Here is a 24303-nt window from a genome sequence, read left to right as displayed (position 1 = left end):
ATGGGTTATGAGTGATGAGTTTAGAGACGATAACAAATGGCATTGATGTTCATGCCAGCTCCAACGGATGCAAATAATATAATATCTCCGGCGGAAAGGGAGTGATCTGGTATTACTCCCTTTCTAACCATATCTAACAAAGTAGGTACAGTAGCTACAGAGCTGTTACCCAACTCGCGGATATTCATTGGCATGATAAAGAGCGGAACATCAGTATCAGGATACAGCATATAAAATTCCTTGATGATGGCATTATCCATCTTTTCATTTGCCTGGTGTATGAATATTTTTTTTAGTTCGCTTATATCAACATTGCACTTATCCAGGCACTGCTTCATGGCTACCGGTACAGTTTTCAATGCAAACTCGTAAACTTTTCTTCCCGCCATTTTCATATACCGGACATGGGGATCAGAACCAGGATAATTTGATTTTCCCATCTGTATAAAACCTGCCTCTTCCACGCAATAGGATTGTGCAACAGAACCAAGGATCCCCGCTTCACTGTCTTCTACCGGGTTGGCCTCAAGTATCACGGCCCCGGCGCCGTCGCTGAAGATCATACTATCCCTGTCATATACATCAATAACGCGGCTCAGCGTTTCCGTTCCTATAACAAGGCATTTTTTCGCGAGCCCGGCTTTAATAAAACAATCTGCCTGGATAACACCCTGGATCCATCCGGGGCACCCAAATAACAAATCGTAGGCAACGCAGTCGGGATTTTTGATCTGTAAAGATTGTTTTACACGGGAAGCAAGCGAAGGAACAGCCTCGGATTGAATGCCCTCTTTGTTCACATCTCCGAAATTGTGGGCTACAATGATATAATCAAGGGTCTCCGGATCGATACCAGCATCAGTAATGGCTGCGCTGGAGGCAGTGGTCGCCATATCCGAAGCCTTTAATCCATCGTTAGCGTATCGGCGGGAATAAATACCGGTAACTTTCTCGAATTTCCTGACTATTTCACCTGCGGCGCCGGTAATTTGCTGGTTCCGGTCGTCGTAAAAGTCATGCAGGGTAAACTCCCTGTTATCTATAATATCAGTCGGAATAAAACTACCAGTACCTGTAATGACGGATTTCATAAAGCAACGCGTTGACTCACAAACAATAATTCCTACAATATATTACAAAAACGATTCCATGGCTCAACCTTTGTAAGCTTAAACCAAAATTACGCATGTGGATTGTATTTTCCTTATTGGCCGCAGTTAGTGCAGCCTGCGCCATAGTGCTATCAAAAGCCGGTTTGAAAAAGGTAGATCCCAACCTGGCCTTCGCAGTGCAGGCTATCATGATCTTGTCTATTTCCTGGGGAACAGTATTTTTTCAGAAAAAATCATTTGAACTGGGTAAGATTGATCAGAATTCCTGGCTATATCTCCTATCTGCGGGGGTTATCACCTGTTTGTCCTCATTGTTTCAGTTCAATGCGTTAAAGCTTGGGGACGCTTCGCTTGTATCTTCCATCGAAAGACTATCGCTTGTTTTTGCGATCATCCTGTCTGTTATATTCCTTAAAGAACAGCTGAACTGGAGGGTGATCGTTGGTGCAATGCTCATGATTGGCGGCGCATTGATGATCACATTATCACGCAGGAGTGCCTGAGACATGTTCAACCTCCGGGAGATGATCATGATCCCGAACGATGGGGACTAACTATCTCCCTTTGTGACATATTTATCAATAACTGAAAACAATTCAGACCTGGAAAAGGGCTTTTCTATACAGGCGTCCGCGCCTGCTGCCTTTGCGGGTTCAATGAAGCCCGGAGAAGCCGAGATCATTATTACGGGAATATCACTCATGGAGGGCCGCGATTTGATTTCCCGGCAAATGCTGATCCCATCTATACCGGGGAGGTTCCTGTCAATGACGAAAAGATCAGGTGCAAACTTCTCGTCATATTGGAGATGTTCAGCCGTGCTCACTGAAGAAACAGTGTATCCGTAATTGGTAAGCATGATGCTTAGAATATCACTGATAGCTTCGTCGTCTTCAATCACTACAACTCTTTTTTTCATCAGCAATATTTTTTTGCATACACGAAGATCCTTGTGATCAACTGCAGACACGAAAATCCTTGTGATCAACTGGAAGATCCTTGTGATCAACTGAATTATCCCCGTCGGTAGCTTTTTTTATCCGATTATGTATATGGAAGGGTAAAATGAAAAGTAGAACCCTCCCCAACCGTACTATCTACCGAAATAGTGCCAAAGTGGTGCCTGATTATTTCAGATGAGATATACAAACCGAGGCCGAGACCCTGGCTGGATTCAAGTTTTTCATCATGCACACGATAATATCTCTCGAAGATCAGCGACTGCATTTCTTCGGGTACACCATTACCAAAATCCTGCACGGATACAAGGGCACTATCCAGGTTGTCTTTTGTGGAAATAATAACCTGCTTGTCCGTAGGAGAATATTTCAGTGCATTACTGACCATGTTCTCTATGACCTGCCTGATCCGGTGAGGATCGGCCTGTAATAACGGTATTTTGTCTGGTAAAAAAGTCAGCCTGTCCCGGGAAGCACTTAACTCAAACCCCGAAAGGCACTCTTCAATGAGAACATTGATATCAACAGGTTCGGGATTCAACTTCATTTTAAGCTGAGAAATGGTAGAAGAGTCGAGAAGGTTATAAATCAGCTTTACCATCCTGTCAACCTGCGCATTTAGTTTTTTGACCAGGAGGGCATTATTTGAATCTCCGCTTTCACGAAACACATCGTCCAGCAACTCACTATAGGCCTTTATACTTGTTACGGGGGATTTCAACTCATGGCTCGCGATACTGATGAAATCGTCTTTTTGTTTCTCCAGTAACTTTCGGGGGGTAATGTCATATACCACTCCGATCATTTTTGATGGAGATTGATCCTGGTGCCCCGTTACGCGTCCATATGCATTAACCCAGGCGATTGAGCGGGTCTCTGGAAATCTGACCCTGAATTCGGCATGGAAAATGTGCAGACCACCGATAGCATCTTTCATGGCTTCAACAACCGAATTTCTATCGTCTTCATGGATCAGCTGCAGAACAGCTTCAGGACTTATACGCTCTTCCTGCCTGTTCATTCCCATAACCACCCTGCATCGCTCCTTGACCTCGATAACATCTTCAGGAATATAATATGTCCATTCGCCCATTTCAGCAGATTGCATGGCCAGGCTTCGCTGTTGCTCAGACAACAACAGCACTTCCTCTGTCAATTTCCGATCCGTGATATCCCTTGCCACTTTTACGAAACCGGTAACGTTGTCAACGGCCATGGGCTTCATCACCCCGCTCAGGAAGAAACGTTCCCCATTTTTTTTCAAATGCCAGCGCTCATCGATGGCCTGTCCGGTTTCTCTTGCTTTTTTTAGTTCCAGCTGCGGGATCCCACCATAAACATCTTCAGGTGTAAAGAAAAAGTCGCAGTATCTGCCAAGCACCTCCTGCCGCGTATAACCAAACATTTCTTCAGCGCCACTATTCCAATCAATAACATTTCCTTCTCCGTCGAGTGTTATAATGGCGAAATCTATCGCAGTTTCCAAAACGGCCCGGAGTCTGACCGAGACCTCATTCAACATCGCCGAACTGTTCTTGAGCTCCTGGACATCTGTGGCTGTTCCGACCCAGCCAAGTACTTTGCCATTATTATCCTTAACGGGTATGTTGCGCAGCAAGTGCCATATGTATCGGCCGTCGTGCCGGCGCAGGCGCACTTCACCTTCAAAGACTTTTCCATCCCTGAGATCCTTGCGCCACCGCTCCACCACTGCACCATCTTCTGGATGCGCCAAATCAATCCAGCCCCGTCCGTATGACTGCTCGTACGTGCGACCACAGAATTCAAACCACCTTTTATTAAAGCTAATCGCCTTACCCCCGGGTTCATTTTCCCAGATAAGCTGAGGGACCTCGTCAGTGATAGTTTTGTATCGCTGGCTTGATGGAACATGAACGGTTTCATTAGCATTTTGGCTGCTATGCCCCGGCTTCAGGTGTTGATCACTCATATGATTTCTTTGATGGTTATAGAATCAGGACCGGTATTTCCCCGGAAGTTCAATGGATACAGGTTTTGTAAAATGACTCCGTGACGATTGGACTCTTCAGTAACGATTGGAATCTTTTGTTGTTCACTCTGGTAACATCGGGAAACGAAAAAGGGTTATCAGCAGACAACCCTTTTTTTTAAAACGATGTTTAGTCGTTTTATGACGTCTCCGTCAACTATTCTTCTGTGACATTCTCATCATAACTTTGACCAATCTGAGTTCTCCTCCACAATGATATGTATGTAATCATTCCTCGTTATTATTCCGCTTCGTCTTTTATTCTTCTTCATTTTCTTCAGTGTCGTCAGAAGAATCTTCATCCGCATCTTCCTGCTCAGCCTGCCAGTTGATGTTGTTTTCTGCAATTCCGGTAAGATTAGCATCTGTCTGCTTTTCTTCTTCCAGTGTCTGACCCAGAATATTGGCAGCATCTTCCAGACCCATTGTTTTAGCCAGGGTAACAAGACCACCGTAAGTCGCGATCTCATAATGCTCAACTTTCTGAGCAGCCATGATAATGCCAACGTCGCGGGTCATGCTGCCATCTTCAGTCTCCTCAACGATGGATTCCCCTTCTTTCACAAGACCCTCCATGGCCTCGCATTTTTTTGCCTGGGCTTTCTTTCCAATCATCCCGAACACCTGCTCTACCCTGGCAATGTGTTCTTTAGTCTGCTCAATATGATCTTCGATAGCAGTCTTCAACTCATCAGTAGTCGCTGCCTTGTGCATTTTAGGAAGAGCCTTTGTAAGATGTTTCTCTGCCCAATAAATGTCCTTCAAAGCATCGTGAAAATATTTCTCGAGCTGTGTGTTACCCTGGCCCTGACCCATCTTCATAGCCGAAGCTCCACGTGAAGAACCTGCACTGGATGAACCTGATCTTGATGATACTGATGAACCTCCATTGGATCCGTTGCCTGACGATTTGCCGGCACGGGTTGACGATGACGATTTACCGGTTTTGGAACCGGCACTTTTTGTATTAGCCATAATGTAAAGTTGAAATTTTTGAAATGAAGTAATAAATGTTGTTTTGCAAACTATGTGCCATGGGACATATGCGCAACATGTCTGATAGTCCATGTTTACGTGAATATTCTTTCACAACATTCATAAGGATACAGGATCATTGTGATAAAGAGAGACGATCACTGTTTATTACATAAGTCATGGTGAAAACATACACAACGCTGATGGTGGAAAACATAATGGCTATCTGCTTATAATGTTTATTATGCGCTAATTGGTGCATTCCGAACGACGGTTTTTAAAAAGAATTCAGCTAACCTTTTGCAGACCGTTTGACGGTGTTTTACTTCGATTACATTGAGAGTAGTGTTATTTCCATATCATTAGCAGGTAGGTTATTCCATATCATTACCAGGTAGGTTATTCATATCATTAGCAGGTAGGTTATTCATATGATCAGGAAGTAGGTTATTTCCATATCATTGGGAGTGAGGTTATATTGGTTACATTAAGAGACGGGTTATTTCAATCACTTTGAAGGACGGGTCATTCTACACTCTCCGGAATCAGATCATTTACTGTAAAATAATTTGTTTCAAGACTTCAAAGTTTGTATATTTAGCAGCTTCACAATCCGCACCCACATAGGTTTCGATACCCCGATTATACATAAGTCCCGACCGTTTCCCGACACTCAGTGCCGGGGCACAATTATTGAATATTTTCTCAGAAAATAATTTAAAATTATTACGATGGAACAAACCAAGACATCCATGAAAAAATTCGTGGCCACAACTGCCACCCGTTCTAATGATATCTTCCCTTTTTGCGAGAAGGCTGCCGCCGAACGCGGGTCACCTGAAAATGAAGGCAAGGCCCAGATCAGTGGTCAACGATTATTTTCTTTATTTACTGCCGACATTATTAAATCGGAAAAAACATTTGTGAGATAAGAGGGCAGGTGGTTGATTATGACAGATAATTATATAGTATTTTAAGTTCAAGTATTCACAAAATACGGGATGCGTATAAACAGAGAACCGGAATCATCATTTTGATATGATTCCGGTTCTTCATTTTACCAGCACTGAGTAATCCTGAATAGTGCTACTCCCTCCTGCATGAAAACGCCAGGTGATGTTCGTAATACTTTTCCTCTCTTAAGAATTAAACATATTTTAAATATATAACTGCTCCCCGTTTTATCATCAACCCGTGTAGAAAGCGTGTACATTTTGGGGCATTACCAATTATCAAAGGTTAACCCGAAACTTTCTTCGTTCAGAATATCTTTCCACTGCTGGATCAGTGTCCTGTAGGCTTCACCGACCGGCATTATTTTCCTGTCAAGATCATACAGACCCAACTCATTGACATTGCCCGCATCGTCCCTTAAGGCAGAGTCCCAATCAACCTGGTGAGTAAGACTATACCAGGTAAACCCAATGATAGGAATGCCATCGTTTTTAAGCCTGTGTACGTTTGCCCACTGTTTCAACAACCACTCTTTACATGCCGGCATCCTGATATTGGTTTCAGTATGCATGATTGGTAGTTTATACCTCCTGTAGTACTGACTCGTGATCACATAGTATCCAAAGATTTCTCCTGCAGCCTGTGTATGTCCATCCGGAAACACGAGGTGCTCGTTGGTGACATAGTAATCATTGCCCATGATGCATCTTGCTTTCACCTGGTTCTGGATGAACCAATCGTATTCATACCTCGACATACCGTTGGATAAAAGAAACTCATACATCGAAACATTCAACGGATAGCCATAAGTGAGGTCGAGCGACAAAAATCTTTTTTGATTGAGGAACCTTGCTCTCGGTACCGCCAGCGGATCCATAGCATGAAAATATTCAGAAGATTCGCTTTGTATGAATGTGGCTTCCGGCTGAATCTTTAGTATCGCCTGCATGGCCATCACATTTCCTTTACACAGATGTTTTAACGCTGTTACAAAACCCCTGTCAGACTGGAGTCTTTCATTCCACCATCCGTACTGTGCCGAGAACATGGCAGTGATGAATATTTCATTGATTGGAGTATAAAGATGTATGTCAGGGAACTTGCGTGCAAAAGCTTTGGCGTATTCAGCGAAGTAATGCGGGAAATCGGGATTTTGAAAATTGCCGAGCCAGTCGGGTACCCCGAAGTGACAAAGGTCAATGATAGGAGTAATGTGGAGTCGCTTCAATTCATGCAGACCTTCCTCTATAAATGACCAGTCGTACTGACCCGGTCCCAGATGTGTGCTGAAATATTGTGGCCCATATCTTAGAAATTCTATTCCCTGCTCTTTTACTAACTGAAAATCCGTTTTCCAATGCTTGTAGTGCCCGCATTTTTCCATTTCATCTACTCTCTTCGTCTGTCCATTTGGAAGTAATATAGTGGGATAACTGTTTTCTATCCCTGTCGAGAACATGAATTTGTTGCCTGCCATTTTTTTTATTTATTACACAGATAAGTTTTCGAAATAACGGTTAAGTGCGTGGTCAAGGGGTGGCAACTTTATTCCTTTTCCACTTTCCAATACACTATAAAGAGGCCGCTTTGCTTTCCAGCTCATTTCAGACAGCGGTTTAGATATTAATTGATCACGGTTGAAGCCCGCCCTTGCAGCAATGCTGCCGCCAAAAGCTGCCCAGGTTGTGGTTCCTGAATTAGAGATATGCCAGATTCCTTTTTCTTCATCGATCAGCAGATCCATAGTAGCATTACAAAGATCAGGAATATAGGTAGGAGAAACTACTACATCTGCAACCATATCAATCCGGCCACCTGTCTTTAATGCGTCGAGCACAGAATAGACAAAATTATATTTATCCCAGGGTCCAAAAAAAGCACTCGTACGAATCACGAGGGCGTTCGGATTTTCAGCAAGTATGAACTCTTCTCCCCGCGCCTTGCTTTCTCCATAGACATTTAAAGGTAACACAGTATCATCTTCACGATAGGGTGCCGCTTTGTCTCCATTGAAAACAAGATCACTGGAGAAACTTACCATCTGTACGCCATACTTCGCTGATACCCTTGCCAGCAGCGAAGGTGCAATGGCATTGATATTATAACATTCCCTGGTATTGTCTTCGGCGTCATCGACCCTCACAAAACCTGTGGCATTTATTAATGCCCAGGGTTTGTACTTTTCAAATGCGGCGTGTATGCTTGATTCATCAAGGATGTCTATATCAAACCTCCCCAGGGAAATATAGGGAATTGATCGTAGCTGGCAGATTCGTTCGAAGGCCCTTCCAAGTGTGCCGGTTTTACCCACGATAAGAACAGGCGGAACGCCGCCGGTCTTGTTCAGATCAGCAGTTACAATCGCGTTATTCTCCTGCAGATGCCACCAGCCAGGCAATTGCATTAACGGTGATTCATAATTTTTACCCGCCGAAAACGTCCTGACCATTTTACCCAATGCCGTTTCACGGGGTTTACCATTACTCAGGTCGAATATGCCAGGCTCGTAACAGTTGTGATGTTTTGTTAACAGGCTGTTCCAGTCATAAGCCCCCAACAAAGACCAGGCGGTGAAACCTCTTACATCCACACCTTCGTTTTTCAATTCACAACAGGCCAGGAAATTCTCACGAAGCCATCGTAATTGCTCTTCACGGGTACAGTTAAGGTGACACTCAGTTACAGCCATCGGAAGTTTATACCTCTTCCAGGCTTCCTTCAATAACGCTTTGAGGCCTTTGCTCCGGCCTTTACGCACCGCTTCTGTGTCTGCATATCGGTGTCTTTTGTTCCCACCATAAGTTGACGGTGAATAAAGCGAGCGGTTCTCGTCAAGATATCTCTCGGAGGTTACATAATAGTTGTATCCAATGATATCAGGAACACAGGAGTGCTCAAGAAAAAATTCGAGGTCCGACTCAGGGACACCCCGCGTCGTAAAATACTTCCAGAAATAATGTTTTCGATCCACCAGCCCGCACAAAAGATCATTGGTGAGCCAGCGTCTTTTATTTTCATAATTCGCCTGGTAAGTCAGTTTTTCTGTGCTGTGAATGAAAGTGAGATCCTCCGTTTGAACCAACTTTGCGTTTGGATTGATTTTACGGATTTCTTTCATCGCCAGCACAGTACCCTTCAACTCGTTTATCAATATCCGGTGAAAGATGGCGTCATTATGTCCATGCGGGTACCAAAATCCATAGAGGCCACTGAACCTTGCCGTAGTGAGCGGTTCATTCACCGGCGTATAGTATGTTATCCAGGGAAACTGTTCTGCAACTTTCAGCGCATAAGCAGCAAGTTTCTCAGGAAATTTTGGATCAGTGAGATTTGTAAATCCAGGCCCGCTGCCATGATGCACCAGCCCCACGATCGGCTCCATGCCGTTTTCGCGGATAGTGTTTAGCTGTTTTTCTGCCCAGCTCCAGTCAATCACGGTGTCTTCAGTAGGCTGATGTTTTTCCCACAATACAGGATACCGGATTTTCCGCAGACCGAGATTACCAAACATTGCAATGTCTGCCGTTCGCTCATAATGCCCTGAACTCTCCAACTGATCCCGGTAGTGATCACCTACCCGGTTAATTGTGCATTCGATACCGCCCCAGATCTCAGGATGGCACGACAAGCACTTTTGTTCCATTTCCGTTTGCATGTAAGTCAATTTCAGTAGGAGTATGGAGTGTTTTAAAAAGTTTCAGTGACTGCGCAACAACCTGGTCCATATTATAATACTTATAGGTTGCAAGACGGCCGGTAAAATGTACCCTTTTCATTCCTGCAGCCAGTTGCTGATACTTTTTGTACAATTCCGCGTTTTCAGGCCTTGGTACAGGATAATAAGGATCACCGGTCTCTTTCGGGAACTCATATACTACAGTGGTCTTCGGATGTCTTTGACCAGTGAGATATTTGAATTCGGTTATGCGAGTATAAGAATGTTCATTGGGGTAATTTATTGTGCCGGTCGATTGGAAAACTTCAGATTCAACCGTCTCGAATTTGAACTCAAGCGAGCGGTATGGAAGTTTGCCGTAACAGTAGTCAAAATAGTAATCGATCGGCCCCGTATAAATCATCTCACGATAAGGAATCACGTTCTGAATCTCCTTATAATCTGTATTCAACATCACCTTGATATTCGGATGCGATAACATGTTTTCAAATAATTTGGTATATCCATATAAGGGCATACCCTGATAGGTATCTGTAAAGTACCTGTCGTCGCGGTTACTGCGTGTCGGGATCCTGGCAGCTACGGATGCGTCCAGTTCAGATGGATCGAGATCCCATTGTTTTTTTGTGTATCTCTTGAAAAACTTTTCATACAGTTCCCGCCCCACCTTGCTTACCACTACGTCTTCAGAGGTCCTGACCCGTGTTACAGGTTCCGCCTTGGATTCGAGAAATTTCTCCACTTCATCACTGCACAAATTGAGACCATACAGTTTATTAATGGTGTTGAGGTTTATTGGAATCGGTACAAGCATTCCGTCGACGCTTGCCAGTACACGGTGTTCATATGGTCTCCATGGTGTAAACTGCCCAAGGTAATCATAAACCTCTCTTGAGTTTGTATGAAAAATATGCGGCCCGTATTTATGAATAAGGATACCGTCGCTGTTGTAATAATCATAAGTGTTGCCACCGATATGATTTCTCTTGTCAACAATCAATACTTTTTTTCCTGATTGTGATGCCAGTCTTTCAGCAAGCACCGCACCAGCGAAGCCTGCTCCTACTATTAAATAATCAAACATACTCATTGGGTCTGTGTTTTAAGTTATCAGGTTTTCGCTGTTTAGTCTCTTTTATCAATTCAAACATTTTGTTCCAGGTTATATCCCAGGAAATGTTGCCCAGGAATTCTTCTACTTTTTTACGCCAGCCAGGATCGTCACGTATGGCCAGGCCCCATTCAATTCCTTTTAAAAATTCTTCAGGGGTACCCCCGATATAAACAAGTTCCTGGTCACCATATGGAGTAACAACATCCCTGATGGGTGTCGAAACCACCGGTCTGCCGGCAGCAAGATATTCCGGAGTTTTAGTGGGACTGATGAACCGGGTTGATTCATTGATGGCAAAAGGTATCAGCGCCAGGTCCCAGGCAGCAAGATGATTTGGCAGCTCCTGGTAGGATTTACTACCCAGGTAATGGATATTGTCGGCCCTGGGGAGAATATCCTGTTCGATCTTTACTACAGGTCCTATCATCACAAACTGGCAATCGGGACGATTTAAAGCGATTTCCCTTAATAAGTCAATATCGAATCGTTCATCCAACACACCGTAAAAGCCAATTCTTGGCTTAGGGATATGTTCGTACTCGGCGGGTACTTCCTGGATCTCGCGGGCTTTTGCAAAATGCGCCCGGTCAATGCTACTGGGAAAAGCATGAATATTTTTATGCAGGTGCTTTTTTGCTTCATAAATACTTTGCCCGCCGGTGAAAACAATGTCAGCAATGCCCAGCAACTGCTCTTCCTTCTCCTTAATATCAGGGGGTGCGAATTTGAAGGCGGACAATTCGTCCATACAATCATAGACAACCAGTGTCGGTTCAGGTAATTCAGATCCGAGAGGCATCGCCATCGGGGTATAATACCAGAGTATATAGTCTTTCAACCCAAGATCCTGAAAATACGGTCTCAGCAAATCCTTTTGAGCCTGCAGGTGATCACCGGATCCATGAGTGAGGTAAGGTGTAATAATAAAGAGCTCGTCCTCCCGGTTACTAACATTAAGAAATGAAGGTTGATCTGTAAATATTGGTTCTTCGACTACGATCACCCTTGATCTCTTTGCAAATCTTGACAAAATGTGTTGCGGTCGCTGGTAAACAAAATCCCATCTCAAATGGCAAAAGCATACTATATCCATGCAAGTAAAAAAATTAGTTTATCGTGATTAGGTGATTTTAATGCTACTCTAATATGACAATTCAGCTGCCAACCCTCAAAAGACCGTCGCAAAATGCCCTAAAGCCCAGAAAATCACGGTTTGTGAAACATCTGCCACAATAAAACCTGAAATCAGGGGAAATGGGTATTGTAGAAAATTTGGTGTGAAATCTGTTTCCACACCTCCATTCAGCAGATTGTTGAACGAATTACCAGCATGTCTGTAGATCAACACTATCCCCCTGTCTCAATCCACCCAATTCTGTGTTTTAACAACGATCCGCACCGGAAACCCGCGGAAGGACGAACAAAATCCGGAACATTATGATCTCTTTCAGGTAAAACACTTGCTCAACAGACCTAAAACAGGCAAACAGTGTTGTCCCATCACCCGATCTGTGCTTTCGGGTATGACATTTGAAATAAATGGCGTGAATTAACTGTAGAATATTCTATGACAAGATTAGCGGTCCGCGTAGGCAAACCCTATCCACTTGGTGCGACCTGGGATGGTGACGGAGTAAATTTTTCGTTGTATTCAGAAAATGCGGAAGGAGTAGAACTTTGCTTATTCCAGTCTGAAGAAGATGAATACGAAACAGTCAAAATCAGGATAAAGGAAAGAACCCATCATATATGGCATTGTTATGTTCCGAACATTCAACCGGGTCAGTTATATGGCTACCGGGTAAATGGAAAATATGATCCCGCGAACGGCAAGTTATTCAACGTGAATAAACTCCTGATCGACCCGTATGCAAAAGCGATATCCGGAACCATTCAGTGGCATGATGCATTGTTCGGATATGACCTGCATCATCCCGATAAGATAAAAGCATTTAACGCTACTGATAGTGCGCCTTATATCCCAAGATCTATAGTTGTTGATCCTGCCTTTGACTGGGAGAATGACCGTCGGCCGGATATTCCTTATCATGAAACAATCATTTATGAACTTCATGTAAAGGGATTTACAAAACTTCAGAAAGAATTACCGGAGGAGATCAGGGGAACGTACAAGGGATTGGCACATCCTACTACAATTAAATATTTTAAATCGTTGGGAGTTACCGCCATCGAGCTGATGCCTGTGCATCATTTTGTAAGTGATCGTCACCTCGCGGAAAAGGGGCTTGTCAATTACTGGGGTTATAACACGATCGGTTTTTTTGCACCTGATATCAGGTATGCCGCTGACAAGGATGGAGGTGCGCAGGTAATTGAATTTAAAGAAATGGTGAAAGCCTTTCACCGGGCGGGGCTGGAGGTAATCCTGGATGTGGTGTATAATCACACTGCGGAAGGAAATGAATACGGACCGACGCTTTCATTTAAGGGTATAGATAATGAATCGTATTACAGGCTTTGCGATAACAAACTTCATTACATGGATTATACCGGTACGGGCAACACTTTCAATGCCCGGATGCCGAACGTGCTAAGGCTGATCATGGACAGCCTTAGATATTGGGTGGAAGAGATGCATGTGGATGGATTCAGGTTTGATCTTGCCTCTGCCCTTGCCAGGGAACTACATGCTGTGGACAGGTTGAGCGCTTTCTTTGATATCATTCACCAGGACCCGGTTATTTCCCAGGTTAAATTGATTGCCGAGCCCTGGGATGTGGGAGAAGGCGGATACCAGGTTGGGAAATTTCCACCGGGATGGGCTGAATGGAACGGAATGTACAGGGATTGTATACGCGATTTCTGGCGGGGCGCACACAGTATGCTGGGGGAATTTGCCCTGCGTTTTACCGGTAGCCCCGACTTGTATGAAAACGATTACCGCCGGCCGACCGCCAGTATCAACTTTATAACCTCGCATGACGGATATACCCTTCACGACCTGGTAAGTTATGAGCACAAACACAATTTAGCAAACCAGGAAAACAATAAGGACGGGGATAACCATAACCGATCCTGCAATTATGGTGTGGAAGGACCTACGTCAGACAAGCAGATCAATGCCATCCGGGCCAGGCAAAAGAGAAATTTCTTTACCACGTTGTTCCTGTCACAGGGAGTACCTATGATCCTCGCAGGAGATGAGTTCGGCCGCACACAGAATGGAAATAATAACGCCTACTGCCAGGATAATGAAACTTCCTGGGTTGACTGGGAGAACATGGACCATGGTCTTAAACGATATGTGGAGCAGTTGATCAGATTCTGGAAAGCGCATCCTGCTTTTTCGCGCCGGCGTTGGTTCCAGGGAAAGCCTATCAGGGGCATCGGGTTGGAGGATATCGTCTGGTTTCAACCCAATGGAACCGAGATGGCTGAGCACAACTGGCAGCAGGATTACGCCAGGTCACTTGGCATTTTTATCAATGGGCTTGGACTAAGCTGTGTTGATGAGTATGGTGCTAAAATGACTGATGACAGCTTCTACCTGGTTTTTAATGCGGGTGAAGAGGCACTTGATTTTGTTTTACCGGCTGCTAAATTCGGTTCTACCTGGGTAAAAGTATTCGATACCTGCGAAGAAGAATTTGAAAAAATTGAGAAGGAAGCAAGGGCAAGGGATATCGTCAACATTTGTGGATCTTCCGTAGTGCTGTTCATCAATACAACCTCACATGAAAACGGGTTACCATCAGAGGCTTCAATTAAATCTTTGCTCGAGGTTGGAAAAGCGAGGCACAAAGAAAAAGATACCATTGCTGATAAGATAGAACCTATGTAAACATCCGGGAACATCCGGGCAACACTTATTAAGGCTTACAGCATTATTGAAATCCCGACGGTAAGGAATTTATTGGGTTCGGGATAATCTATGCTGGTGCCTGCAGCAATATCCAGTTGTAAATTTTCTTTCAGCTTGTATCCCAGGCCTATATCAACATTGTGGAATGGCTCTTCGTGCTTTTGAAACTGGGAGTAACTTCCGGCGAACCCCTCGAGTTCATTATTAAACTTATAATGAACAGAAGTATAGAGCTGCCAGGCAATGTCTTTGCTGAAAGCTTCCTGTTGAAACCCGGTATTGTACTCAATTTTCCATTTATCGGAGATTTCGTGAAGAAAGGCTAGCAACAGTGCTATTGAATTGCGGGCATGCTCACCTTTGTCGTTTTTGGAAACGGGGACCTGCCAGTAACTTATGAGCGTAATATCGGGAAGCCATTGATGTTTTTCGAGCAACGCCAGTTTTAACCGAAGCGCGAGGGGATAAGTACTTTGAACTGTTTTCTCAATGTACCGGTTGCGGTCCCTGCCTTGTTCGGTGAGAATACCGATCTCCATTTTTTTCGTGAGGCCATAGCGAAGCATCGCTTTAACGATGTTTGCGTTGCGACCGGTATCGAATCGGTTTATTGAGAACCCTGATTCCAGCATGAATTTCCCTGCTGGTACCAGGTGAACTTCTTCGGTCTGGTCGGGCCTGTCGGGATTCATTTCATTTTCCTGTGCCTGAAGCAAAGAATGGTATGCGATCAGCAAGAGCAGCGCAGCAACGGGTTTAAACATAATCTCATCCAGCAGACATGTTGTATGCACAGGCGGAATTGCCTTAAGCACTATAATGTCTGACGAGGGTCGGGTACAATTTTCCTGCCATCAGCCGGCGGATAATGAGACTGCAATGGGGTGAGGCTAAACCGCCGGGAACAAATTTTGAACAGCAATTATTCTATCACATAAATCAACCACGATGAAACATAAGCTTATTACACCCACAACCCATGCAGTTATAGATTATGCCTTTGCTGCCCTGCAGCTAATCGGACCTGCATTAATGGGTTTGAACAAAAAGGCTGTAAAAAGTTATGCGGAGATCGGGACGGCAATCTTATCTGTGAATTCAGTGACCGACACTCCTTTGACCGTGGATCCAAAAATTTCGATGGACATGCATAAAAAAATTGATGCAGGTGTCCTGGCCACACAGGCATTAATGACTTTGTCCCCCATGATCCGCAATCATAAAAAAACGCTTGCGTTTCACCTGGCGTTCCTGGCCATGGCCACAGCAAGTTTTATCATGACTGATTACCGGAACAATGAGGCGGTACCCAATACCCGTCAACCGGAACCTGTGAGCGCCTGACTTAGCCCTTCATTTTTTAAGAGGCAACCAAGGTGATTTTACGGGTCATATCAAGCGTATTTTTTGTGACACCCCATTCCGGCGAAAAGGATCGCCTGGCCACTTCGCGATTGTCAGCTTCAAACACGTAAATTACGACCTGAAAAAAAGGAAGCCGGTTAATGATAAGAAGATTTCTCCAACGCATACTCCGAAAACCTGTGACCTTCCTGGCCAACAAGTTTGCTTCACGACCGGTAAAGAAAGATGTTTTTGAATCGCTGAATTCCCTGGTAGAAAATATTCATAAAGGAAAAGAAGAAGCGGGCTTTATTCAAACCTTTGAGCTGGATAAGGGAAAGTACATCATTTTCTCAGATCAACATAAAGGAGCCAAGGATGCTGCAGATGATTTCCGGAACGCCGAGGCAAACTATCTCAATGCGCTTGACTATTATTATCAACATGGATTTACCCTTGCCAATATCGGCGACTGCGAAGAGCTGTGGGAAAATACCCCGGACAAGGTGGTAGAAAAAAGCCGTAAAAGCCTGATAGAAGAGGCGAGGTTCCTGCTTGTGGATCGTTATCTGCGAACCTTTGGCAATCATGATCTCGAGTGGAAATTTTCTTTCCAGCGTGAGCTCTATCTAAAAGGCATCTTTGGGAAGAAGCTAAAAATACCTGAAGGCATCATTCTGAAGACAATACATAATAATGAAGAGTTTTCGATTCTCCTGAGCCACGGCCACCAGGGCGATAAACAAAGTGACGGCAACCGGTTGAGCATGTGGATAGTGGCAGCGATCTGGACACCGATCCAGCGATTCCTGGATATCAGCATAAACACCACTTCGGATTCATTTGAACTGATCGATCACCACAATATAATCATGTATGAATGGTCTGCCACACAAAAGAATACACTGTTCATTTCCGGTCATACACACAAACCTGTTTTTGCTTCGCTTGATCATATTGAGCGAATACTGAAACAGATAGCCCGGGCCCGCGAGCTTAATCACCAGGAGCTCGTAGACACGCTAGAAAAGGAACTTGAATGGAGAAAAAAAGAATATGGTAACAAGAAGTTTGTAAAAACTATGGTGAAACCCACATACTTCAACACGGGTTGCTGTTGCTTTAGTGATGGTGACATTACGGGGATTGAAATCGAAGGCGACAATATCAGGCTCATCAAATGGAAAAGTACAGAGGGAAAATCAGTCCGCATCATCCTCGAGCAGTGCCCGCTTAGTTACCTGTTTGAAGAAAACCTTAAAGAAAGTATCGAGGTATGAGTTGGCCTGACCTGTAAGTGCTTTCGCGTATTTCGTTTACGCATAGTAAATTTGATTACCTAAACCGCAAATTGTGATCCGATTACTCACAATATTAATGGTGCTTTTGTCGGGCCATCGAACGATCGCCCAGGTTGCTCCCGTAGCTGCCGATGCCAGCCGGATGGCTACTACCCAGGCCAGGCAATTTGTATTTACTCATTTCAATAGTACCCGCGGGCTGGCTTCCAACTACGTTAATAATATCATCCAGGATCAGAAGGGATATATCTGGCTCGCCACCGCAAATGGTCTTCAGCGATATGATGGCATAAAATTCTCAACCTATCGCGCGGATCCGGGAAACCCGAAAAGCCTTCCGGACGACAACATTACTTTTGTTTATGTAGATCAGAAACAAAACCTGTGGGTTGGAACAGCCGATAATAAAGTTGGCATTTTCAACACCAGCAACTTCACTTACCAGGAAGTAAAACTGGACCTTAAAACACCGCTCACCATTTACTTCCCTAAACAGATCCTGGAAACCTCCGGGGGCGATCTGCTCCTTGCTATCAACAGCGTTGGGCTGATGCTGTACAATGCCAGGAAAAATGTACTGGAATACAGTCCCTCCTACGTGCCGATTCCCAACAAATGGCGTTTGACAAATATCTGTGAAGATCCCCTCACAAAAAGGTTGTGGCTTGCCGCCGATTCGGGCATAGCGGTATTTGATCCGCTTACGCGTCACATGAGTTACCGCGGAAACAACGTTGACAATAATCCCCTCATAACAAAATACGGCCATCTTACGAGTGTTACGGGCGTTTATGCTGACCACTCCAACAGGTTCCTGGTGGTTAGCTGGGGACCTAAGAAATCTGTGCCTACACTATTTTATCATGATGCAAAAACAAATGAAAGCAGGGAGCATGTTTTATCTGATGAAGTACTGGGTACCTCTTATTATGAAATATTAGGAGCACTCCGGCAGGACAATGGCAAATTATGGATCTACGGGCTGCCTTTCATGATGGAATACGGAACCGGGGGGAAACCGCTCAACCTCATAAAAAACGACTTTAAAGATGAGCGCAGTATCCGGTTTGAGAAGATCACAAACATGTATGAAGACAGGCAACATAATATCTGGGTCAGCACCAACAACGGAATATTCTATTTCAACCCGGACGCCCAGATGTTTAATTCATACGACCTGGTAAGGCCCAATGGCAAAGGAATGATTTATGGGACCACCCAGACGGCATGCCAGATTGATAACGGGACCATTTATGTTGGTTGCTGGGGAGCCGGGCTTTATATTTATGACAAAAACTTCAATCCCGTTAATGTTCCGAAAGATCTCGATTCAATAAAGGATAAGTATTCCATCTGGACGATTGTACAGCATTCGCAGACGAAGCTGATCTGGATGGGTCTGCAGGAGGGTGTCATCATAGCCTATGACCGCCTGAAAGATAAACACAAGACGATAAAACATCCCATCTTCCGCGGCCGTACGATCCGCATAATGGTGGAAGATCTGAATGGCAACCTATGGTTTGGAACACAGGGGGGCCTGGTTATAAAATGGGACCGCAGAATTGCCGGTGACGATATTGAGAAGGGCTATACGGTTATTGCCGAAACAGGCCTGGTACATAAACTATTCGTTGCAAAAGACGGGATGATATGGGCCGCCACCTTAGGTCATGGCCTGTTAAAGATCCACCCCACAGCTAACCGGGTAGTTGATATATTCAGAAAGGAGGGTAAACCCAATCAAACGCTCTGGAGTGATGTGGTTACCGACCTGGCGCAACGAAATGACAGTATATTGCTGGTAGCTTCGGGAGCACTTGATATGCTCAATATCAACACAAGAAAAACCGTTCATATTTCAACCGAAGATGGCTTGCCCGGGAATAACGTAAACTGTATGACCCGCGACCGGAACGGCATCTTCTGGCTGGGCTCATTTAACGGGATCTGTCGATTCAATATCGACATCGGCACGTTCACCACCTATGACCGCCGCGATGGGATAAACTATGATGCATTCAGTCCCGGTGATGCACATGCGCTTCCTGACGGAAGGCTCGTGTTTACCAACAATCAGAACTTCCTTGTTTTTGATCCGTTGAAAATGGTGCAATCAAAAGTGCCCCCGGATGCAGCTATAACAGACTTCCGGATCGGTAACGAATCTATCCCGGTAGATTCACTAAAAACCCTTGATAAGATTTATCTGCCCTATGACAAAAATTCCATCGTCATAGAATTCAGTGCACTCAACTATCTTAAAGAACAAAAGCTTCATTATCATTACCAGCTTGAAAATCTTGAAAAGGAGATGCAGGAGGCCGATGAACATGCGCAGGCAATCTACAGTTACCTTCCTCCCGGCAATTATACATTCAATGTAATGGCTGAGAACGCTGATGGAATCACCAGTAAAAATATTACCTCGCTTAAGATCCAGATCAAATCTCCATTCTGGAGAACCTGGTGGTTCTATGCATTCCTGTTGCTGGCGGTGGCATGTATCCTGTTCTGGATCGAACGTGAACGTATTAAAAAATTTATGGCACTCCAGCAGGTCCGGACGCAGATTGCCGGTAATCTTCATAAAGAGCTAGACACGACACTTAACAACATCAGTATGCTGAGCGAGATGGCAAAGATAAAAGCGGATAAGGACATCACGCGTTCCAAAGAATATATTGACCAGATAAATGAAAAGAGCCGGAAGATGATCATTGTGATGGATGATATGTTCTGGAGCATTGACCCCGCGAATGATAATATGGAGATGACACTTTTGCGGATGAACGAATTTGTTGCGGCTATGCGTCACCGTCACTCTGCCAATATCGAAATGGTTGTGGATGACGAGGTACGTAATATCAATCTTGATATGAAAGCCCGTTATGAATTTTATGTGATCTTCCGGCGGGCGCTTCGCTCCATCGCAAAGAACTCTTTAGCTAACCAGATACTCATCAATATTGATTATGACAAAACTGCTTTATCGCTGAAGATCCAGTCTAATGGTGGCTATGGCACACCCGAATCCCTGTTCGATCATGAAAAAACCACCGATATTTCAAAAAGGGCAGAATCGCTGAACGCGGTACTCGACATCCAGTCGGACAATAAACACGTGTCCGTGATACTCGTAGTTCCGGTTGACTGACATCCGGCAGTAAAGGATTGATATTTGCCCGGGAAGATGAATGTTCGACCCTATCAGATTTATATTTCACCCCTTAAGAAAGTTTTGTCGCTTAAAGCAGAGAATGTGCCCCGCAAATTAATTTCAAGATTTTGGTTTTGCTAAAGAATTTAGTATATTTATGCTAAATAATTGGTCAACGAATAAAGCGGGTATATGCAAAGTCAGCATGAATCAAATGAATATCTCCTCGTCGCCTTTCCGGATAAGCCTTGCCTGGAAAAGATCCTGGCTGAAAGAACTTTCTTCAATGAAACTTATAAACTGAGACCGAAAGCTTCGCCCAGGCCACATATTGTTATTACCAGTTTTCTTGCATCAGAAGGCATGGAAAGTACCATTGTCAGATGGCTCCAGCGCATCTGCAGCCTTGAACATGGCTTCCGGCTTACGCTCAATAATTACAGTGGTTACCCGACACATACCATATTTCTTCGTGTGCCCGATGCATCTCCCATCCAGCATTTTATTGCACAGCTGAATTCGATGAAGGACTTTATACAACCGGGCCCGGGAGGCTTTTTCAGACGGCCTCATGTAACTATCGGCTCCAAACTCCCGACCGGCATCTATGAACAGGCACTCAGTGACTATTCACGTAAAATGTTTCATGAGTCATTTAATGTTGAAGAACTGGTGCTGCTAAAAAGAAATGACGGGTATAGCTCCCTCAGGACGGTCCAGGTTTTTGGATTACTTCCCGCGAACAACGACCTGTTTAACAAGGTCGCCTGATGAAGAGTCACCCGGTAAATAGTCGCCTTATGGAAAAATTATGAAACCAGATCAGCATAAATAAACTAAACGTATGAAATCAATTATTCAGAGCATACCCGGTTATCGCATCAATGAGTATATGATTGTTTTACATCCCCCTGAGGATCTTCGCAATAAGATCGGCCAGGTAAAAAAGGACTTTGCCGAAACATATAAAACCAGCCTGAACAATGCAGGTAAATCACATATCATGCTGGCGGCTTTCACCCAGTACGAAATGAAGGAAGAGCGGCTGATGAACCGGTTGAATGTTGTTGGAATGGGGATGGCACCTTTCAAGGTTGAATTGAAAGATTATTTCCCGATGCCATCACATGCAATTTATATTAATGTCACGACGAGGGAACCTATCCGTAAACTGACAAGGGAACTAAAGGACTTCCAGGCGTTGATGCGACTTAACACGGAAACCAAACCCTATTTCCCGGATGAGCCACAGATTCTTGTAGCCCGCAAACTGCTGCCGTGGCAGTATGAGAAGGGCTGGGGCGACTATTCACACCGCCATTTTACGGGAAGATTTATCGCGGACAATATGTTACTGCTGAAGCGGCGGCAGGGCGAAAAGGCCTGGCAGATCGCGCAAAGGACCGAGTTCAGAAATCTGCCGGTTACCACCAGGCAGGGAGAGTTATTTTAAACAGAGGAGATATCCTATGCAAAACAATGAAGAGTTAGATGAGTGGGAGAACCAATCGCCTTCCTATTTAAAAGGGCGTGGTGCACAGATAAACACAAAAAACCGATTTCTTAAACAGGAGACAGTCAGGGAACATTCCGAAGGCATTGATGACTGGACCGTATCCAATGAAGCAACCCAGTATATAGAGCAGGAAGCAAAGTCGATTGTAAATAAGGTTGATAGCCCGGATGTTGGCATGATGTACAGCATGAACGCATACCAGGGTTGCGAGCATGGTTGTATTTATTGTTATGCGAGGAATGTTCATGAATACTGGGGATACAGTGCCGGCCTTGATTTTGAGAGAAAAATCGTTGTCAAAAAAAACGCTCCTCAGTTACTTCGCAAATTTCTTATGAATCCCAAATGGGAGTGTCAGCCCCTTTCAATGAGTGGTAATACAGATTGTTACCAGCCCGCTGAGCAGAAGTACAGGATCACCCGAAGGCTCCTTGAAGTTTGTGAAGAGTTTAATCAACCCGTCGGATTGATCACAAAAAATGCCGCAATCCTGAAGGATAAAGACATCCTTGAAAGAATGGGGAAAAAGCGGCTGGTTGCAGTGTTGCTTTCGATTACCTCGTTCGATGAAGATCTGCGACGCGTGATGGAACCCAGGACCACTACCGGCAAACAGCGATTGCGGGTAATCAAGGAGCTGACCGATGCTGGCGTCAGATGTGGGGTGATGCTTGGACCAATGATTCCCGGTCTGAACGAACATGAGATGCAAAGGATCATGAAAGCCGCGAGCGAAAACGGGGCAACCTTTTCTGCTTATACATTTATCCGGTTAAATGGAGCCGTTAAGTTGTTGTTCCATGACTGGCTTTATAAAAGCTTCCCGGACAGGGCAGACAAGGTGTGGCATATGATAGAAGAAAGCCATGGTGGGAAGGTCAATGACAGCCGCTACGGTGTAAGAATGCGTGGTGAAGGTAATATTGCCGAGTTGGTTGCCCAGCAATACAGAAAGTATTCGAACATTTACAACCTGAATGCGGACAGATGGGAACTGGACTGCACCCTTTTCCGCCGGCCGGGGCAGCAGATAAGTATGTTTTAAATCCACTATTTTTAAATAAAAAATGCCGAAAAATGTAATCATCACAGGTGCAAACGGGAACATGGGATCCGCGGTTGTTAAAAAGTTCATGTCAGGTGACTATCATGTTATCGGGGTTGATCATTCCGGCAGCCACCTGGGATTTGCAGAAGGTCATTCAAATTTTGAATTGCACCAGGTAAGTTTAGACAACGAGGAAACGGCACAGGAATTTTTTCTTGAAATCGCAAGTCTGAAGGGAAACATAGACGCCGGGCTGCTGTTGGTCGGAGGTTTTGAGATGGGTAATATAGAGACAACCGATATTGCGGCGTTGCAGTCCATGTTTACGCTGAACTTTCAAACAGTATACAATTGCGCCAGGCCGTTGTTTCAACATATGATGAGCCGGAACAACGGCAAGCTTGTATTCGTCGGCGCAAAACCAGCCCTTGACCCTGCCACCGGAAAAGATATGATCGCCTATGCCCTGAGCAAATCTTTACTTTTTAAGTTAGCGGATATGTTGAATGCTGCTGCCGCAGGAAAAAATGTGAGCGTTACCGTTATTGTTCCCGGAACACTGGATACAGCCTTAAACAGGCGGAACATGCCGGGAGCTGACACATCCGGATGGGTAAAACCAGATGAGATCGGTGAATTATGTTATGCTATATGTAATGGAAATGGGAAAGTGATGGTTGTATAACCAGAGCAAAAAAAAGGTGGTTATTTCTAAACAGGAAAGACGATTTGCTGTTTTAAACAACCACCATGAGTGGGATCGGTGTTTCTTGGGCGGGGGACATAGTCTGAGACATCAAACTGTCAAGACACTGTAAAATCCCACTACTCCGTCCGGTTCACGGAGTTGATTCTCGATATCTTCGATCCACATTTTGTCATCTATCAGAAAACGGTAATAATATTTTCCTTGCGGCAGCATTGGAATTTCAATCATCCAGTCATCTTTTTCAACATGTTTCATTTCCAATTCATTGGTTGACCATTTATTAAAGGTTCCGGATAGGGATACATGGGAAGCAGCGCCCATTTTTAAGTGAAACTGAATAGTTTTTTTGCGCTCATTGATAAACGGAGATGGATGTGGTTTCATAGCGATTTGTTTATTTATTATTAACGAATAAATGGCTACAATGGAAAATTTATTGACAGGATTTAAGTGATCCCGGGCACTTTGAAAAAAGCCTGGCAGACATCAAAGACAGTCTAGACGAAGTATACAGAAGAAAGTGGTTAAAGAGCCTCGCTGACAAATAAAAGTTACGACAATTTCTGTTGACTTAAAAAATAAAATTGAAATATTGCCGTAG

General features: G+C 44.3%; 20 protein-coding genes. 10 read left to right on the top strand and 10 right to left on the bottom strand.

Annotation, left to right across the window (positions count from 1 at the left end; all coding sequences use genetic code 11):
- Nucleotides 1-20: 20 nt before the first annotated feature.
- Entirely contained in the window at nt 21-1091 is a 1071-nt protein-coding gene (locus tag ACX0G7_RS21575) for a 3-oxoacyl-ACP synthase III family protein (protein WP_458925598.1), read from the bottom strand.
- Between the two features lie 95 nt (nt 1092-1186).
- Here ACX0G7_RS21575 and ACX0G7_RS21570 point away from each other — a divergent pair, with 95 nt between their 5' ends.
- The gene (locus ACX0G7_RS21570) at nt 1187-1615 is read left to right on the top strand and encodes an EamA family transporter (RefSeq protein ID WP_458925597.1); all 429 of its coding nucleotides are present in this window, start codon (nt 1187-1189) and stop codon (nt 1613-1615) included.
- Between the two features lie 47 nt (nt 1616-1662).
- Here ACX0G7_RS21570 and ACX0G7_RS21565 read toward each other — a convergent pair whose 3' ends face one another.
- The 3 genes from ACX0G7_RS21565 to ACX0G7_RS21555 all read right to left on the bottom strand — a co-directional run bounded on the left by ACX0G7_RS21565 (nt 1663) and on the right by ACX0G7_RS21555 (nt 5057).
- Nucleotides 1663-2031 (bottom strand): response regulator transcription factor, encoded by a 369-nt coding sequence (locus tag ACX0G7_RS21565; RefSeq protein WP_458925596.1) that lies wholly within the window; start codon nt 2029-2031, stop codon nt 1663-1665.
- Between the two features lie 125 nt (nt 2032-2156).
- Complete coding sequence (locus tag ACX0G7_RS21560; protein ID WP_458925595.1) at nt 2157-4022, bottom strand: PAS domain-containing sensor histidine kinase; 1866 nt, start codon at nt 4020-4022, stop codon at nt 2157-2159.
- Nucleotides 4023-4340: 318 nt separating this feature from the next.
- The gene (locus tag ACX0G7_RS21555) at nt 4341-5057 is read right to left on the bottom strand and encodes a YciE/YciF ferroxidase family protein (RefSeq protein WP_458925594.1); all 717 of its coding nucleotides are present in this window, start codon (nt 5055-5057) and stop codon (nt 4341-4343) included.
- A 731-nt stretch (nt 5058-5788) separates the two neighbouring features.
- Here ACX0G7_RS21555 and ACX0G7_RS21550 point away from each other — a divergent pair.
- Nucleotides 5789-5989, top strand: coding sequence for a hypothetical protein (locus tag ACX0G7_RS21550; protein ID WP_458925593.1), 201 nt, complete (start codon nt 5789-5791; stop codon nt 5987-5989).
- A gap of 290 nt (nt 5990-6279) precedes the next feature.
- Here the strand turns inward: ACX0G7_RS21550 and ACX0G7_RS21545 are convergent, their stop codons facing one another.
- From ACX0G7_RS21545 to ACX0G7_RS21530, 4 genes are read right to left on the bottom strand one after another with little or no spacing between them, the layout of a single operon-like run.
- Entirely contained in the window at nt 6280-7488 is a 1209-nt protein-coding gene (locus ACX0G7_RS21545) for a family 1 glycosylhydrolase (RefSeq protein WP_458925592.1), read from the bottom strand.
- A gap of 12 nt (nt 7489-7500) precedes the next feature.
- A complete protein-coding gene (locus ACX0G7_RS21540; protein WP_458925591.1) occupies nt 7501-9654 on the bottom strand; it encodes a family 1 glycosylhydrolase in 2154 nt (717 codons plus the stop codon).
- Complete coding sequence (glf, locus tag ACX0G7_RS21535; RefSeq protein WP_458925590.1) at nt 9623-10771, bottom strand: UDP-galactopyranose mutase; 1149 nt, start codon at nt 10769-10771, stop codon at nt 9623-9625. The genes ACX0G7_RS21540 and glf overlap by 32 nt, the downstream gene beginning before the upstream one ends.
- The gene (locus tag ACX0G7_RS21530) at nt 10764-11894 is read right to left on the bottom strand and encodes a glycosyltransferase (RefSeq protein ID WP_458925589.1); all 1131 of its coding nucleotides are present in this window, start codon (nt 11892-11894) and stop codon (nt 10764-10766) included. Before ACX0G7_RS21530 ends, glf begins: the two co-directional genes overlap by 8 nt.
- Before the next feature lie 474 nt (nt 11895-12368).
- On the opposite strand from ACX0G7_RS21530, the gene glgX reads away from it, so the two are divergent.
- Nucleotides 12369-14603 carry a glycogen debranching protein GlgX gene (glgX, locus tag ACX0G7_RS21525; RefSeq protein WP_458925588.1) on the top strand — a complete coding sequence of 745 codons (2235 nt, stop codon included), beginning with the start codon at nt 12369-12371 and terminating at the stop codon, nt 14601-14603.
- A 35-nt stretch (nt 14604-14638) separates the two neighbouring features.
- Here glgX and ACX0G7_RS21520 read toward each other — a convergent pair whose 3' ends face one another.
- Entirely contained in the window at nt 14639-15418 is a 780-nt protein-coding gene (locus ACX0G7_RS21520) for a transporter (protein WP_458925587.1), read from the bottom strand.
- Nucleotides 15419-15572: 154 nt separating this feature from the next.
- Between ACX0G7_RS21520 and ACX0G7_RS21515 the strand changes: the two genes are divergently transcribed.
- The 7 genes from ACX0G7_RS21515 to ACX0G7_RS21485 all read left to right on the top strand — a co-directional run bounded on the left by ACX0G7_RS21515 (nt 15573) and on the right by ACX0G7_RS21485 (nt 23678).
- Entirely contained in the window at nt 15573-15968 is a 396-nt protein-coding gene (locus ACX0G7_RS21515; protein WP_458925586.1) for a hypothetical protein, read from the top strand.
- A 161-nt stretch (nt 15969-16129) separates the two neighbouring features.
- Complete coding sequence (locus ACX0G7_RS21510; RefSeq protein ID WP_458925585.1) at nt 16130-17248, top strand: metallophosphoesterase family protein; 1119 nt, start codon at nt 16130-16132, stop codon at nt 17246-17248.
- Between the two features lie 73 nt (nt 17249-17321).
- A complete protein-coding gene (locus ACX0G7_RS21505; RefSeq protein WP_458925584.1) occupies nt 17322-20426 on the top strand; it encodes a ligand-binding sensor domain-containing protein in 3105 nt (1034 codons plus the stop codon).
- A 195-nt stretch (nt 20427-20621) separates the two neighbouring features.
- The gene (locus ACX0G7_RS21500) at nt 20622-21200 is read left to right on the top strand and encodes a 2'-5' RNA ligase family protein (RefSeq protein ID WP_458925583.1); all 579 of its coding nucleotides are present in this window, start codon (nt 20622-20624) and stop codon (nt 21198-21200) included.
- Between the two features lie 73 nt (nt 21201-21273).
- Nucleotides 21274-21882: a 2'-5' RNA ligase family protein gene (locus ACX0G7_RS21495; protein ID WP_458925582.1), complete on the top strand. Its 609-nt coding sequence runs from the start codon at nt 21274-21276 to the stop codon at nt 21880-21882.
- A gap of 16 nt (nt 21883-21898) precedes the next feature.
- The gene (locus tag ACX0G7_RS21490) at nt 21899-22990 is read left to right on the top strand and encodes a PA0069 family radical SAM protein (RefSeq protein WP_458925581.1); all 1092 of its coding nucleotides are present in this window, start codon (nt 21899-21901) and stop codon (nt 22988-22990) included.
- Nucleotides 22991-23012: 22 nt separating this feature from the next.
- Nucleotides 23013-23678 (top strand): SDR family NAD(P)-dependent oxidoreductase, encoded by a 666-nt coding sequence (locus ACX0G7_RS21485; protein WP_458925580.1) that lies wholly within the window; start codon nt 23013-23015, stop codon nt 23676-23678.
- Nucleotides 23679-23789: 111 nt separating this feature from the next.
- Here the strand turns inward: ACX0G7_RS21485 and ACX0G7_RS21480 are convergent, their stop codons facing one another.
- A complete protein-coding gene (locus ACX0G7_RS21480; RefSeq protein ID WP_458925579.1) occupies nt 23790-24086 on the bottom strand; it encodes an early set domain-containing protein in 297 nt (98 codons plus the stop codon).
- Nucleotides 24087-24303: the final 217 nt, after the last annotated feature.

The sequence above is a fragment of the Flavitalea antarctica genome (assembly GCF_054461535.1).
This window is presented reverse-complemented; position numbering and strand designations above follow the sequence as displayed.

Coding starts and splice junctions, on each gene's coding strand:
- ACX0G7_RS21575 (WP_458925598.1), bottom strand. CDS start 1,091: ATGAAATCCGTCATTACAGGTACTGGTAGTTTTATTCCGACTGATATT.
- ACX0G7_RS21570 (WP_458925597.1), top strand. CDS start 1,187: ATGTGGATTGTATTTTCCTTATTGGCCGCAGTTAGTGCAGCCTGCGCC.
- ACX0G7_RS21565 (WP_458925596.1), bottom strand. CDS start 2,031: ATGAAAAAAAGAGTTGTAGTGATTGAAGACGACGAAGCTATCAGTGAT.
- ACX0G7_RS21560 (WP_458925595.1), bottom strand. CDS start 4,022: ATGAGTGATCAACACCTGAAGCCGGGGCATAGCAGCCAAAATGCTAAT.
- ACX0G7_RS21555 (WP_458925594.1), bottom strand. CDS start 5,057: ATGGCTAATACAAAAAGTGCCGGTTCCAAAACCGGTAAATCGTCATCG.
- ACX0G7_RS21550 (WP_458925593.1), top strand. CDS start 5,789: ATGGAACAAACCAAGACATCCATGAAAAAATTCGTGGCCACAACTGCC.
- ACX0G7_RS21545 (WP_458925592.1), bottom strand. CDS start 7,488: ATGGCAGGCAACAAATTCATGTTCTCGACAGGGATAGAAAACAGTTAT.
- ACX0G7_RS21540 (WP_458925591.1), bottom strand. CDS start 9,654: ATGGAACAAAAGTGCTTGTCGTGCCATCCTGAGATCTGGGGCGGTATC.
- glf (WP_458925590.1), bottom strand. CDS start 10,771: ATGTTTGATTATTTAATAGTAGGAGCAGGCTTCGCTGGTGCGGTGCTT.
- ACX0G7_RS21530 (WP_458925589.1), bottom strand. CDS start 11,894: ATGGATATAGTATGCTTTTGCCATTTGAGATGGGATTTTGTTTACCAG.
- glgX (WP_458925588.1), top strand. CDS start 12,369: ATGACAAGATTAGCGGTCCGCGTAGGCAAACCCTATCCACTTGGTGCG.
- ACX0G7_RS21515 (WP_458925586.1), top strand. CDS start 15,573: ATGAAACATAAGCTTATTACACCCACAACCCATGCAGTTATAGATTAT.
- ACX0G7_RS21510 (WP_458925585.1), top strand. CDS start 16,130: ATGATAAGAAGATTTCTCCAACGCATACTCCGAAAACCTGTGACCTTC.
- ACX0G7_RS21500 (WP_458925583.1), top strand. CDS start 20,622: ATGCAAAGTCAGCATGAATCAAATGAATATCTCCTCGTCGCCTTTCCG.
- ACX0G7_RS21495 (WP_458925582.1), top strand. CDS start 21,274: ATGAAATCAATTATTCAGAGCATACCCGGTTATCGCATCAATGAGTAT.
- ACX0G7_RS21490 (WP_458925581.1), top strand. CDS start 21,899: ATGCAAAACAATGAAGAGTTAGATGAGTGGGAGAACCAATCGCCTTCC.
- ACX0G7_RS21485 (WP_458925580.1), top strand. CDS start 23,013: ATGCCGAAAAATGTAATCATCACAGGTGCAAACGGGAACATGGGATCC.
- ACX0G7_RS21480 (WP_458925579.1), bottom strand. CDS start 24,086: ATGAAACCACATCCATCTCCGTTTATCAATGAGCGCAAAAAAACTATT.